The organism is Dokdonella koreensis DS-123 (assembly GCF_001632775.1).
Classification (GTDB): domain Bacteria; phylum Pseudomonadota; class Gammaproteobacteria; order Xanthomonadales; family Rhodanobacteraceae; genus Dokdonella; species Dokdonella koreensis.
The window spans coordinates 2,272,466-2,285,427 of the sequence record NZ_CP015249.1; the positions used below are offsets into that span (position 1 = coordinate 2,272,466).

General features: G+C 70.4%; 11 protein-coding genes and 1 tRNA gene. 1 reads left to right on the top strand and 11 read right to left on the bottom strand.

What is annotated here, in order from left to right; genetic code table 11:
• Nucleotides 1–80: 80 nt before the first annotated feature.
• The 11 genes from I596_RS09230 to I596_RS09285 form a co-directional block, all read right to left on the bottom strand.
• Nucleotides 81–176: transfer RNA gene (locus I596_RS09230), tRNA-Sec, on the bottom strand.
• A 40-nt stretch (nucleotides 177–216) separates the two neighbouring features.
• Nucleotides 217–2,139, bottom strand: coding sequence for a selenocysteine-specific translation elongation factor (selB, locus tag I596_RS09235; RefSeq protein WP_067646806.1), 1,923 nt, complete (start codon nucleotides 2,137–2,139; stop codon nucleotides 217–219).
• The gene (gene selA / locus I596_RS09240) at nucleotides 2,136–3,548 is read right to left on the bottom strand and encodes an L-seryl-tRNA(Sec) selenium transferase (protein ID WP_067646811.1); all 1,413 of its coding nucleotides are present in this window, start codon (nucleotides 3,546–3,548) and stop codon (nucleotides 2,136–2,138) included. Before selA ends, selB begins: the two co-directional genes overlap by 4 nt.
• Nucleotides 3,549–3,554: 6 nt before the next feature.
• Nucleotides 3,555–4,517 carry a formate dehydrogenase accessory protein FdhE gene (gene fdhE / locus I596_RS09245; protein WP_067646814.1) on the bottom strand — a complete coding sequence of 321 codons (963 nt, stop codon included), beginning with the start codon at nucleotides 4,515–4,517 and terminating at the stop codon, nucleotides 3,555–3,557.
• Between the two features lie 75 nt (nucleotides 4,518–4,592).
• Nucleotides 4,593–5,237, bottom strand: a complete 645-nt coding sequence (locus I596_RS09250) for a formate dehydrogenase subunit gamma (RefSeq protein ID WP_067646817.1) — start codon at nucleotides 5,235–5,237, stop codon at nucleotides 4,593–4,595.
• Entirely contained in the window at nucleotides 5,234–6,136 is a 903-nt protein-coding gene (fdxH, locus tag I596_RS09255; protein ID WP_067646820.1) for a formate dehydrogenase subunit beta, read from the bottom strand. The genes I596_RS09250 and fdxH overlap by 4 nt, the downstream gene beginning before the upstream one ends.
• A gap of 8 nt (nucleotides 6,137–6,144) precedes the next feature.
• Nucleotides 6,145–9,213, bottom strand: a complete 3,069-nt coding sequence (gene fdnG, locus I596_RS09260) for a formate dehydrogenase-N subunit alpha (protein ID WP_150132093.1) — start codon at nucleotides 9,211–9,213, stop codon at nucleotides 6,145–6,147.
• Between the two features lie 333 nt (nucleotides 9,214–9,546).
• A complete protein-coding gene (locus tag I596_RS09270) occupies nucleotides 9,547–10,053 on the bottom strand; it encodes a DUF411 domain-containing protein (protein WP_083965479.1) in 507 nt (168 codons plus the stop codon).
• Nucleotides 10,054–10,064: 11 nt separating this feature from the next.
• The gene (locus I596_RS09275) at nucleotides 10,065–10,574 is read right to left on the bottom strand and encodes a YybH family protein (RefSeq protein WP_150132094.1); all 510 of its coding nucleotides are present in this window, start codon (nucleotides 10,572–10,574) and stop codon (nucleotides 10,065–10,067) included.
• On the bottom strand, nucleotides 10,571–11,269 hold the full coding sequence (locus tag I596_RS09280; RefSeq protein ID WP_067646829.1) for a c-type cytochrome: 699 nt from the start codon (nucleotides 11,267–11,269) through the stop codon (nucleotides 10,571–10,573). The genes I596_RS09275 and I596_RS09280 overlap by 4 nt, the downstream gene beginning before the upstream one ends.
• 212 nt (nucleotides 11,270–11,481) lie before the next feature.
• The gene (locus I596_RS09285) at nucleotides 11,482–11,895 is read right to left on the bottom strand and encodes a CopL family metal-binding regulatory protein (protein WP_067646832.1); all 414 of its coding nucleotides are present in this window, start codon (nucleotides 11,893–11,895) and stop codon (nucleotides 11,482–11,484) included.
• A gap of 340 nt (nucleotides 11,896–12,235) precedes the next feature.
• On the opposite strand from I596_RS09285, the gene I596_RS09290 reads away from it, so the two are divergent.
• A complete protein-coding gene (locus I596_RS09290) occupies nucleotides 12,236–12,949 on the top strand; it encodes a GIY-YIG nuclease family protein (protein ID WP_083965480.1) in 714 nt (237 codons plus the stop codon).
• Nucleotides 12,950–12,962 lie beyond the last annotated feature (13 nt).

A 12,962-nucleotide genomic window follows, 5' to 3' on the forward strand; every position in this document is an offset into this window, starting at 1 on the left:
CTAGACTCATCGAAACTGACAGTCACCAATCCGACTCAAGGGTCCGCGAAGCGGCGATCAAGGACGATCGCAAAAATACCTGGCGGAAGGCAGCAGGAGTCGAACCTACCAGGGAGCGATCGACGCCCCCTACCGGGTTTGAAGCCCGGCCGCATCACCGGATGCGCATGCCTTCCGGATCCCTGAAGCACGACGCGCGACGCTGTGCCGATCGATTCAGCCACGGCCGTGCCAGCCGCTGTCGCTGCGCACCACGTGTGTATCGCGCACGCGGCGAGTGTAGCCAACGCGATCGAAGAACTCCAAGATCTGCACCGTGCGCTTGCGGCCGAGGCCCAGCGCGTCGCGATAGCGCGCGACATCGACCGCGCCGTCCCGCTCGGCGAGCTCGCGCAGGATCGCGGCCAGCTCGTCGATGCGGTCGGCGGCATAGAACAGGTCGCGCACCACCTGGCAGACCTCGCCGCCCGTCACGCTCTTGCGCAGCGTGCTGCGCACGCGGTCCTCGGCCACGTCCACGGCAGCCGCAAGCTCCCGCACCCAGGGCGGATCGAAACCGCCGGCCCGGATCAGCGGCTGCAAGCGGTGCATCAGTGCCTGCTCGCCGGCGTCCAGGCCGATGCGATGGTCCGGCAGGTGCAGCCAGTGGCCGTTGCGCTGCACGAGGCGGTCGGCCACCAGCGAGGCGACCAGGCTGCGCCACGTCGCATCGTCCAGGGCCGGTGCCACCCGCCGGCGCAGCTGCCCGCTGTCGATCCCCGGATCGTCCGGGTTCATCGAATGGAACTGGACCAGCACGGCAAGCGCCTGCTGGCGCAGGGCCTGCCAATGGGCGGCGTGGAAGAAGACGACCCCGCCTGCCGTCTCGATCCGGCAGGCCGTGTCCGGCATCGCGATCCGTGCCGATTCGCACCCGCACAGGCGCATCAGCGCATCCCGCGCGATGCCGTGCGGCGCCTGTTCCAGCAGCGGCGCGACGCCGCCGTTCTCCAGGAAGCGCTCGACGGCCGCGAGCCATCCCAGCCGTGCAGCGCTGCGGCGCCGCCGCTCCGGCGCCTGCGGATCGAGCACCGTGCCGCCGCCGATGGTCGACGTCGCCTGCGCATCGCGCACGATCAGGCCGTCGCCGGGCGTCGCACAGACCGGCGTATCGAAAACCAGCTGCACCCGCCCTTCCCCTCCGGCAGGCAGCCGCTCGACGTCGAGCAGCACCGCGTGCGCGAGCCGGTGCGCGGTACCGAGATGGACGTGCAGCGGCGTCCACGGGCGGCCGAGGGCGGGGGCATCGGCCAGCAGGCGCAGGCGCACGTCCAGCCGCAGGTTCGGCAGGAACGCGCGCGGATCGGCGACCCAGTCGCCACGCGCCAGCCCGTCCTTGTCGATGCCCGCGAGATTGAGCGCGCAGCGCTGTCCGGCACCCGCCGTCTCGGACACGCGGTTCTGCGCATGGATGCCGCGTACCCGCACGGCGGCTCCGCCGGGCATCACCACCAGCCGGTCACCGATGCCTGCGCAGCCGGCGTGAACCGTACCGGTCACGATCGTGCCATGGCCGGCCAGCGTGAACACCCGGTCGACGGCCAGGCGGAACAGGCCGTCCCCGGCGCGCCGTGACCGCGCCGCCGCAGCGGCGTGCAGGTGCTCGCGCAAGGCCTCGACGCCCGCATCGCCGGGCGCCGTCGCATCGACCGCGAACAGCGGCGCATCCCGCAAGCCGGTCGGCGCCAGCAGCGCGCGAACCTGCGCCTGCACCTGCGCCGCGCGGGCCGCATCGACACGATCGACCTTGGTCAGCGCCACGGCGCCGTCGCCGACGCCGAGCAGGTCGAGGATCGCCAGGTGCTCGCGCGTCTGCGGCATCACGCCGTCGTCGGCGGCAATCACCAGCAGGGCGAAATCGATGCCGCCGGCACCGGCGACCATCGTATGCACGAAGCGCTCGTGGCCCGGCACGTCGACGAACCCGAGCACCGGGTCGCAGCCGGGTCGCGCGGCGCGCACCGGCACGTAGGCATAGCCCAGCTCGATCGAGATCCCGCGGGCCTTTTCCTCCTTGAGGCGGTCGGTGTCCACGCCGGTCAGCGCGTGCACCAGTGCGGTCTTGCCGTGATCGATGTGGCCGGCGGTACCGACGATCATTCCGCCAGCAGGCTCCACTGCACGATGAAATCGGCCTCGTCGGTCACGTCCAGGCAGCGCAGGTCGAGCCAGAGCGCCTTGTCGGCGAGGCGGCCGAGGATCGGCCGCGGCAGGCCGCGCAGCGCCTGCTCCAGCCGGCGCAGGCCGCCCTGCCCCTTCACCGCCCGCACACGGAAGCCGCAGCTCGGCAGCTCGTCGACCGGCAAGGCGCCGCTGCCGATCTGGCTGCGCATCGGCGCGATGGCGAGCTCATAGCGGTCGCCGAGCGCCGACTGCAGGGCCGGCAGCAGGCGCTGGGCCTGCTGCTCGATCGCCGCAGCCGGGCGCGTCAGGAGGCGCAAGGTCGGCAACCGCTCGGCCAGCCGCTCGGGCACGCGGTACAGGACCAGTACGGCTTCGAGCGCCGCCAGGGTCGCCTTGCCGGTACGCAGCGCGCGCTTGAGCGGATTCTTCTTGAGGCGCGCGACCAGCTCCCGCCGGCCGGCGACGATCCCGGCCTGCGGTCCGCCGAGCAGCTTGTCGCCGCTGAACGCGACGAGGTCCGCGCCGGCGCCGAGTACCTCGCGCGCAGTCGGCTCCTTCGGCAGGCCCCAGCGCGACAGGTCGACCAGGCTGCCGCTGCCGAGGTCGACGGCGAGCGGCAGCGCATGCGCATGTGCGATCGCGGCCAGTTCCTTCTCCTGCACGCTCGCGGTGAAGCCGCTGATCGCGTAGTTGCTGGCATGCACCTTCATCAGCAATGCGGTCCGCGCGCCGATCGCGCCGGCGTAGTCGTGCGCGTGGGTCCGGTTGGTCGTGCCGACCTCGACCAGCCGGGCGCCGGCGCTGCGCATCACGTCGGGAATGCGGAAGGCGCCGCCGATCTCGACCAGCTCGCCGCGCGAGACGACCACCTCGCGCCGGTTGGCCAGCGTGTTGAGCAGCAGCAGCACCGCCGCGGCATTGTTGTTGACGACGGTGGCCGCTTCCGCGCCGGTGAGCTCGCAGACCAGCGCCTCGACGACGTCGTCGCGGTCACCGCGGCCGCCGGTCGCGAGGTCGAACTCCAGGTTCACGGGCGCCGCGAGCGCGCGCGCAACGGCGTCGATCGCCACGTCGGGCAACGGCGCCCGTCCCAGGTTGGTATGGAGCACCGTGCCGGTCAGGTTGAAGACGGCGCGCAGGCGCGGCCGCGCCGCGGCCGCCAGCCGTTCCTCGACCGGCACGGCGATCGCCGCCGTCCCGGCGGCCTCGCGATCGAGCGCACCGGCGAGCGCGCGGGCGCGCAGGTGATCCAGTTCCGCACGCGCCGCCACCACCACCGGCGTGCGCCCATGCTGGGCGATCAGCGCGACGAAACGCGCCGTGTTCAGCAGCCGGTCGAGCGAAGGCAGGTCGCTGGCGACGGCCCGGGTCGCTCCGGCGTCCATCGGCCGTCAGGCGTCCGGCTGCCAGAGCAGCGGATTGCCGCTCGCGCGCGCATAGCCCTGCTCGGCCAGCAACAGGTCGAGTGCGAGCGTCGCCAGGTCGTCCGCTACCGGGTCGACGTCGGGATCGGCTTCCTGATAGAGGATCTTGCGATAGCCATGACAGCGATCGCAGGTCTCGGCCCGCACCGCGGTGCCCTGCCCGTGCGCCGCGTCGTCGCCGGCCATGCCGTCGTCGCGGACGAGGGAGCGGTATGCGATGTCCTTGCCGGCAGCGCCGCAGCGGCTGCACTGCACGCGCACCAGGTGCCACTCGCAGGCGCACAGCGGGCAATGCAGGTAGCGATAGCCGCGGTAGGCCGACTGCGCGCGCACGACACTGGCGACCGGCGTGCTGCCGCAGACCGGGCACAGGCCCGGAACGTCCAGCGGCGCGACATCGTCCGCCGCCAGACGGCTCGACATGGCGACCCAGTGCACCTGCAGCGCCGCCATGAGGAACGGCGCAGCGGCGGCGTCGATCGCGCCGTCGGTCGCGCCCAGCAGGGCATCGGCCTGCGCCTCGACCCAGGCAGCGGGTGCGCGGCCGACACGGCCGGCCAGCCGCTCCACCTCCGCCGGAAATCCGGACCGGGCGGCCACCGCATCGCCGATCGAGGCCAGCGTCGCGCGCCAGTGCGCCGACCGCGGCCAGCCGACCGCCGGCACCGGTGGCATGTGATGGCCGCGCGCGACGTCCCGCTGCGCGGGCGTCGGCAACGGGACGTCGACGCCGGCGAGCGCCGCATGCTGGGCATCGGCCACGACGGCCAGCAGGCGCAGGTAGTCACCGATCGGTGCGGCTTCGGCCAGTTCGCGCAGGCGCGAGGCCCGGCGCACGAACAGGTCGGTCCGGTCCGGCAGGCGGACGCGCGGAATCGATCGCTGTGCGAGCGTCTCGATCTGACCGGGCTCGAGGATGCGCTGGGCCATACGCGGCTCGGAAGGGCTCGGCGCCTATCCTCGCCGCAAGCGCCTGCGGCGTCCAGCGCTTTGCGTGCCGCCGCGCTACTCGCGTTCGCCGCCGCGCATGACCTGGCGGAACCAGGCGCGGTGGTGCTTCCAGGCCCAGCCGCGGCTGACCGTGCCGCGTGTCATAGCACGCATCGAGCCCTTGACCCAGATCGCGGCGTAGATGTGCACCACGATCGCGCAGATCAGCACCGTCGCACAGAAGGCGTGCAGCAGCGAAGCGAACCGGATCACGTCCACCGGGAAGTAGAACGCGAAGTAGGCGCGCCACATCACGATGCCGGACAGCAGCAGGCCGGCCAGGCAAAGCACGATGAGGTGGAACAGCAGCTTCTGCCCGGCGTTGTAGCGGCCGACCTCCGGAAGACGGTCCTCCCGGTTGCCGACGACGTCCCTGGCCCGGCGCAGCCAGGCCCAGTCGCGCGCCTCCAGGTGGTTGTAGCGCCACAGCGTCGCGCCGAGAACGACGAACGCGAGCACCATGACCAGGCCGATGAACGGGTGCAGGATGCGCGTCCACGGTCCGCCGCCGAACAGCGCGCTCAGCCAGAACAGCGACGGATGGAACAGCGCCAGGCCCGACAGCGCGAGCAGGACGAAACTGATCGCGACCAGCCAGTGATTGATGCGCATCGCCGGCGCGTAGCGGACGATGTCCTCGTTCTTGCGCTCGGCGCTCATGGCGTCTTCTCCAGCTCGCGGCGCGCGGCCTCCTCGTCGTGCTCGTCGGTCTCGTTCGGGCCGATGCCGATGTAGTGCAGGAAGCCGGCGGCGGCGGTGGCGAGGATCGCGAGCAGGCCGAGCGGCTTGGCCATGCCCTTCCACAGCCCCACCATCGCGCTGATCCGCGGCTGCTCCGGCAGTCCGCTGTAGAGCTGCGGCTGGTCGGCGTGGTGCAGCACGTACATCACGTGCGTGCCGCCGACGCCGGCCGGATCGTAGAGGCCGGCCTGCTCGAATCCGCGCGACTTGAGGTCCTCGATGCGTTCGGCGGCATGCTGGTGCATGTCCTCCTTGGTGCCGAACACGATCGCGCCGGTCGGGCAGGTCTTCACGCAGGCCGGCTCCAGGCCGACGGCGACGCGGTCCGAGCACAGCGTGCACTTGTAGGCCTTCTTGTCCTGCTTGGAGATGCGCGGCACGTCGAACGGGCAGCCGGTCACGCAGTAGCCGCAGCCGATGCAGTTCTCCTCGTGGAAATCGACGATGCCGTTGGCGTACTGGACGATCGCGCCCGGCGAGGGACAGGCCTTCAGGCAGCCCGGATCGGCGCAGTGCATGCAGCCGTCCTTGCGGATCAGCCATTCCAGGTCGCCCTTCGGGTTCTCGTACTCGGCGAACCGCATCAGCGTCCAGGAATGCGCGCTGAGGTCGGCGGGATTGTCGTAGTGCCCGGTGCAGCTGCCGACCTCGTCGCGCAGGTCGTTCCATTCCATGCAGGCGACCTGGCAGGCCTTGCAGCCGATGCACTTGCTGACGTCGATCAGCTTGGCGACCTGCCCGGTATGGGCGCCGCGCACCTGCGGCTCGGGCAGGGTCGTCGCCGAGCGACGCACGATATCCAGCGATTGCAGTGCCATGCTGCCTCCTACACCTTCTCGACCCGGACCAGGAAGGACTTGAACTCCGGCGTCTGCGTGTTCGCGTCACCGACGAACGGCGTCAAGGTGTTGGCGAGGAAGCCCGGCTTGGCCACGCCGAGGAATCCCCAGTGGATCGGTATGCCGACCGTGTGCACGACCTTGCCCTCGATCGTCAGCGGCTTGATGCGCTTGGTCACCATCGCCACCGCCTCGATGTGGCCGCGGTTGGAGACCACCCTGACCCGGCTGCCGTTGCCGATGCCCAGTGCGTCGGCCAGCGCGGCGCCGATCTCCACGAACTGCTCCGGCTGGACGATGGCGTTCAGGCGCACGTGCTTGGTCCAGTAGTGGAAATGCTCGGTGAGCCGGTAGGTGGTCGCCACGTGCGGGAACTGGTCCGCCTTGCCGAAGGCGGCCAGGTCGTCGGCGAACACGCGCGCGGCCGGGTTGTTCAGGGCCTGGGCCTGTCCCGGGTTGAGCGGGTTGGCCGCCAGCGGCGTCTCGAACGGTTCGTAGTGCTCGGGGAACGGCCCTTCGGCCATGCCGGCGCGGGCGAAGAAGCGCGCCACGCCCTCGGGATTCATGATGAACGGCCCCATGCCGCCGGCCGGGTTCTCGCCGGCGACGAAATCGGGCACGTCGGCGCCGCCCCAGGCGCTGCCGTTCCAGGCGACCAGCGCACGCTGCGGATTGAACGGCTTGCCGCTGGGATCGCAGGAGGCGCGGTTGTAGAGCACGCGCCGGTTCGCCGGCCAGGCCCAGGCCCAGTTCAGGGTCTGGCCGATGCCGGTCGGATCGGCGTTGTCGCGGCGCGCCATCAGGTTGCCGGTCGGCCCCCAGGCGCCGCAGAAGATCCAGCAGCCGCTCGCCGTGCTGCCGTCGTCGCGCAGCTCGGCGAAGCCGGCGAGCTGTTCACCGGCCTTGCGCATGACCTTGGTCGGGTCCTTCGGATCGGCAAGGTCCTTCAAGGCGCCGCCGGAATATTCGCGCGCGAGTTCTTCCGGCGCGGGACTGTGCGGCTGCGCGTACTTCCAGGTCAGGTTGACGATCGGGTCGGCGAACGCGCCGCCGTCCTTGCGGTACAGCGCGCGCAGGCGCAGGAACAGGCCGGCCATGATCTCCAGGTCGCTGCGCGCCTCGCCCGGCGGTTCGGCACCTTTCCAGTGCCATTGCAGCCAGCGCGAGGAATTGGTCAGCGAGCCGTTCTCCTCGGCGAAGCAGGTCGTCGGCAGGCGGAACACCTCGGTCTGGATCGCCGACGCGTCGACGTCGTTGAGCGCGCCGTGGTTCTTCCAGAACTCGCTGGTCTCCGTGGCGAGCGGATCCATGATCACCAGGTACTTGAGCCGCGAGAACGCCTCGGTCAGCTTGGCCTTGTTCGGCGCGGCGGCGAGCGGATTGAAGCCCTGGCACAGATAGCCGTTCATCTTGCCCTGGCGCATCAGCTCGTAGGCCTGCAGCATGTCGTAGGGCTTGTCGAGCTTGGGCAGGTAGTCGAACGCCCAGCGGTTGTCCGCCGTCGCCGCATCGCCCCACCAGGCCTTCATGAAGCTCACGAAGAACTTGCGGTAGTTCTGCCAGTAGCTGAGCTGGTTCGGCCGCAGCGGCTTGGGCGCGCGCGCGACGATGTAGGCCTCGAAATCCTGTTCCTTCTCGTTCGGCAGCGTCATGTAGCCGGGCAGCAGGTTGGACATCAGGCCCAGGTCGGTCAGCCCCTGGATGTTCGAATGCCCGCGCAGCGCGTTCATGCCACCACCGGCCACGCCGATGTTGCCGAGCAGCAGCTGCACCATCGCGCCGGTGCGGATCATCTGCGAGCCGATCGAATGCTGGGTCCAGCCGAGCGCGTACATGATCGTCATCGCGCGCGTCGGCGTCGCCGTCGAGGCGATCATGTCCCAGATCTGCAGCACCTTGTCCTTCGGCGTGCCGCAGACGCGCTCGACCATCTCCGGCGTGTAGCGTGCATAGTGCTGCTTGAGCAGGTTGTAGACGCAGCGCGGATCCGTCAGCGTCGGGTCGGTGCGGACGTAGCCGTCCTCGCCGAGCGCGTAGTCCCAGCTCGACTTGTCGTAGCTGCGCTTGGCCGCGTCGTAGCCCGAGTAGAGGCCGTCGGCGAACGCGAACGCGTCCTTCACGATGAAGGACAGGTCGGTGTAGTTGACGACGTACTCGCGCTGGATCGTGTCGTTCGCCAGCAGGTAGTTGATCAGCCCGCCGAGGAAGACGATGTCGGTACCGGTGCGGATCGGTGCGTAGACGTCGGCCACCGAGGCCGAGCGCGTGAAGCGCGGATCGACGACGATCAGCCGGGCCTTGTTGTGCGCCTTGGCCTCGGTGACCCACTTGAAGCCGCACGGATGCGCTTCGGCGGCATTGCCACCCATGATGAGGATCAGGTCGGCATTCTTGATGTCGACCCAGTGATTCGTCATCGCTCCACGGCCAAACGTCGGGGCAAGACCTGCCACCGTCGGGCCGTGTCAGACACGTGCCTGGTTGTCGAACGCCAGAAGTCCGAGGGAACGGGCCACCTTGTGGGTCAGATAGCCGACTTCGTTGCTCGACGCCGAGGCGGCGAGCATGCCGGTGGTGAGCCAGCGGTTCACGGTGAGGCCGTCGGCGTTCGTCGCCGTGAAGTTCGCGTCGCGGTCGGCCTTCATCAGGCCGGTGATGCGGTCGAGCGCCTCGTCCCAGGAGATGCGCTGCCACGTGTCCGAGCCCGGCGCGCGGTACTCGGGATGCTTGAGGCGGCTCTCGCTGTGGATGAAGTCGACCAGGGCCGCACCCTTCGGGCACAGCGTGCCGCGATTGACCGGGTGGTCCGGGTCGCCTTCGATGTGGAAGATGCTCGCCCGCGCGTTCTTGGCGCCGTCGCCGAGGCCGTACATCAGCACGCCGCAGGCCACCGAGCAGTAGGGACAGGTGTTACGGGTCTCGGTCGCGCGCGCCAGCTTGAACTGGCGCACCTCCGCGAGCGCAGGCCCGGGCGAAAAGCCCATGAGCGCCAGGCTCGAACCCACCAGGGTGGTCCCGGTGATCTTCAAGAACTGGCGTCGAGTCACAGCAGACATGACGTTCTCCTCGATCGCTTGTCGCGAAACCGGCCTCGCGAATGATCGCTCGGGCAGGCTCGCCGCACTGGCCTCGGATACACACCATCGACGGCATGAAACGGCCCGAGTATAGAACAAATCCGCAGCGCCACCGCCCGCACGCGGCGCCTGCGGAGCCAGGGTCGCCGCCGCCTCGCGCGGCGGCGGCGACCCTCGCGACCGGACCTGCGGCCGGGCGCGGAGACCCCCGCCTGCGGGATGCTCCGCGCCTGGCTGCGGGTCCCGGCTACGGACACCCCGATGCCGGCGGCGCCGGGGTCCGCAGCGTTCGGCGCCGACCGGGCCGGGCGTTCAGTGCCGGGCGTACGGCGAGACCGTCCCGTCCCGGCCGACCAGTTCCACCGTGTAGCGCTGCACGGTGCCATCGGCCGTCTCCATGCCGGGCGAACCCAGCGGCATGCCCGGCAGCACCAGGCCGCGTGCATCGGGGCGGTCGGCCAGCAGGCGCTGGATGTCGGCGGCCGGTACATGGCCCTCGACGTAGTAGCCCGCCACTTCCGCGGTGTGGCACGAGCCCTTGCCGAACGGGATGCCCAGGCTCCGCTTCAGTGGTTCCAGGTCGTCCGATTCACGGACGTCGACAGGAAACCCCGCCGCGCGAAGGTGATCGACCCACAGCGTGCAACAGCCGCAGGTCGGGCTCTTGTGGACCACGACCAGCGGCAGGCTGGCCGGCACGGTGGACCGGTGCGCCGCCGGCGCCTCGGCCGCCGACGCGGCGGGTGACTGGGACGACACCGGGCCGGCCGCCAGTGCGGCGGCGAGAAGGACCGTCAGGCCGTAGAGATTCGAATGCATGGGGGAACTCCTCAAGGGGTTTTCTTCGGTCGCGACGACCAGTGGATGTGAACGATGCGCCAGCCCTGCGGGCCGCGCTTGAGCAGCATCGTTTCAGTACTCGACACGGCGCGCGGCTGGCCGTCCTTCCGGAAACGGATCTCGCTCTCGCTGGCGACCCAGGCCAGATCGCCTTCCGTGCGGGCGCGGCGGTGTTCCAGCCGTACCTGCGCGCCCTGCAGGAACGCCGCGTCACTGATGGCATGGTGCTGCAGGTACTGGGCCCGGTTTCGCTCGGCACCGCCGCTCTCCAGGATCAGGACGTCGGGGTCGAGCAAGGCCGCGATCGTGTCGTAGTCCGCCGCCGCCAGGGCGGTACCGAACCGATCCACGATCGCAACGGCAGCCGCGGCGGCAACCGGGACATCCACCTGGGACGGGCCGGACGTCTGCGGTGATGCGTTTCCCGCGAGTGGTGACACCGCGGCAGCCGCCACGGCGATCGCGATTGCCAGCCGCGCTGCGGCCAGTGGTCGTTTCATCGTTCGCCTCCGGTGGCGTCGTGGTGGGACGGATGCGCGGGCGCGCGCGTGCCTGGATCGGCACCGGCATCCGGCGCATCGTGGTGCGGCGGCGTGCCGGGCGGGTGCGCGTGCCCGGCGCTGCCCGGGTCGGGCCCGGCATCGCCCGCGGCCGGGTGCGCATGCGGCTTCGCGCCGGCACCGTGCGAGTGCCCTTCGCTGCGCTCGACCAGCGCCCGGTAGTGCGCGCGATCGAGCGTCGGCAACACCTGGAGCAAGGCGACCATGGCCCAGATGTACTCGTCCTCCATGCTCTTGCCCCAGGCCGGCATGCCCGACGCCTTGATGCCGTGCTTGATGACCCAGAACGCCTGGGCCGGCGCGACCGTCACCTGTGTCAGGTCGGGCGGCGCCGGATACAGTCCCCGGCTCAACTCGGTCTCGCCGCTGCCGGGCGAGGCATGACAGCTCGCACACATCGCCTCGTAGTTGCCGGCGCCCTGTACCACCTTGGCCGGATCATCCAGGTCGGGCACCTCGATGCCTTCGGCATGCCGTGCGATCGAATAGGTTCGCACTGCGTCCAGCAGCGCGTACACCGGACGGGTATGCGGCGCGTCGGCCGCCACGTTGTAGAGGCCGGCCCGGACGAAGCCGGCGATCGCCAGCAGGCCGAGGCCGGTCCCGGCCGACAGCCAGACGAGAGCTCTGCTCATGAGGGGCGTCATGACGAACCTCCGCATCGGGATTCGTCAGGAAACAGCGAGCCGCGCCACCGGGGGCTCGGCCACGGATCGGCGCACGCGCCGAAGGTTGCGATGGACATGAAAACTCCGTGAAAAGCGTCGAGGAAAACCGGGCTGTCGTACCGGCCGCGAACGGCTCGGGCGCAGGCCCACCAGCACCGGGACGATGCCCGGGGAGACGCTCAAACGATCGGAGGTCGGATCACGTGCGGAAGCGGCGGCGCGGCATGCGCCAGCACGCGGAAGCCGAGGCGGGTGCCCGGCACGCAGACGAGGCCATCGGCCATCGCCGCCGGCACCATGGCCGATGGGCACGAGGCGCAGGCGCATCCGCAGCCAGACGGATCGCAACACGACGGCGGGGCCGCCTCGTCGCTGCCGGCTGCCGCATCGGCAGGCGCCGCCTGGAACAGCGTTCCGCGGCCCGCCGGATCCCGGTCATGGCAGGAACCGGCCGGATGTCCCGCCGCGGCCATCGTGCCCTGCCCGGCCGCCAGTCCCGGCGTCCCCTGCAGCGCGGCGCCGGCCGGACTCGCACCGTTCAGGACGAGTGCGAGCAGCGAGAACACCTGCAGGAGCAGACGAAGACCGGACATGGGCCTACTCTAACCCAAGGTGGGCGCAGCGCACGCCCGTGTCGCGTCTCACACCGGGAGACCGGCATCGCGCAGCCTTGACGGCAAGCGACCGAGACACCATGAGCATGCCCCCGGACCACGTCGGCCAAAGCGACGGAATCATCACGCGCAACCAACGGAAACTTAAGCAAGCCGGTGGCATCGACCTGCATCGTGCCTGCCCTGTCCTGGCGAACTTCCCGGCGAGTCGCCGGTCCGATTCCCCGATCGATCACCGACCTTGCCCTCGTCGCGCCAGCGCCTGCGCCCGCAGATCCGGTCCATCGATAGGTTCACTCCGCGGAAACAGGAGAACGGCATGCTCGACATGTCTCCCGAAGCTCCCTTCATGCCGACCGTCCAGACCGGCTCCGACGCCCATCGTCCCACCATGAGCACGCCCGCTCCCGACGTGGATGTCCCGGCCGAGGCCGGCTGGCGAACGCTGCGCCGGGGCCGCTGCTTCGTCTACGTGCTGCCTTGCCGCGAGTCGGACGTGCTCAAGGTCGGCTTCTCGCGTGACCCGCTGGTCCGCCTGCAATCGCTGCATGCGCGCTATTTCGAGGTGTTCGACCTGGACCGCGCGCTCCTGGCGGAAACCGACTACGTGCGCGACGCGCGGCGGATCGAGCTGCGATTGAAGCAAGCCCTGTCCGGCGAGGCCACGCCGCCGCCGCTGGTCGTTCGCGAAGCGGCGGGCGGACGCACCGAATGGTTCCGCGGCGCATGGCCGCGCGCCGCGGCACTGCTGGAAGGCATCTGCGACGAAGACGGCCACCTGCTGCACCCGCAGCTTTCCGCCTGGCTGCGCGTACGCTGGTTCCGCGACGCGACGCTCTACGAGTGGTCGCAGCAGGCCTTGCAGCAGCTGGAATTGGCGACGTTCAACGGCGCCCCGGACCTCGCCCGGAAGCTGCAGCGCGTGCTCAAGAATACGCTCGACGCCTGCCACGCGGTCGGCCTGCGCCTGGAGGGCAAGGTACCGGGCGCGGTCGTGCACTGGTACCGCGGCGGCGCCGGCGAAGTCGGCTGAATCCCGGACCGCG

Coding starts and splice junctions, on each gene's coding strand:
- I596_RS09275 (WP_150132094.1), bottom strand. CDS start 10,574: ATGAAACGACCACTGGCCGCAGCGCGGCTGGCAATCGCGATCGCCGTG.
- fdhE (WP_067646814.1), bottom strand. CDS start 4,517: ATGGCCCAGCGCATCCTCGAGCCCGGTCAGATCGAGACGCTCGCACAG.
- I596_RS09280 (WP_067646829.1), bottom strand. CDS start 11,269: ATGAGCAGAGCTCTCGTCTGGCTGTCGGCCGGGACCGGCCTCGGCCTG.
- I596_RS09290 (WP_083965480.1), top strand. CDS start 12,236: ATGCTCGACATGTCTCCCGAAGCTCCCTTCATGCCGACCGTCCAGACC.
- selA (WP_067646811.1), bottom strand. CDS start 3,548: ATGGACGCCGGAGCGACCCGGGCCGTCGCCAGCGACCTGCCTTCGCTC.
- selB (WP_067646806.1), bottom strand. CDS start 2,139: ATGATCGTCGGTACCGCCGGCCACATCGATCACGGCAAGACCGCACTG.
- I596_RS09250 (WP_067646817.1), bottom strand. CDS start 5,237: ATGAGCGCCGAGCGCAAGAACGAGGACATCGTCCGCTACGCGCCGGCG.
- I596_RS09285 (WP_067646832.1), bottom strand. CDS start 11,895: ATGTCCGGTCTTCGTCTGCTCCTGCAGGTGTTCTCGCTGCTCGCACTC.
- I596_RS09270 (WP_083965479.1), bottom strand. CDS start 10,053: ATGCATTCGAATCTCTACGGCCTGACGGTCCTTCTCGCCGCCGCACTG.
- fdxH (WP_067646820.1), bottom strand. CDS start 6,136: ATGGCACTGCAATCGCTGGATATCGTGCGTCGCTCGGCGACGACCCTG.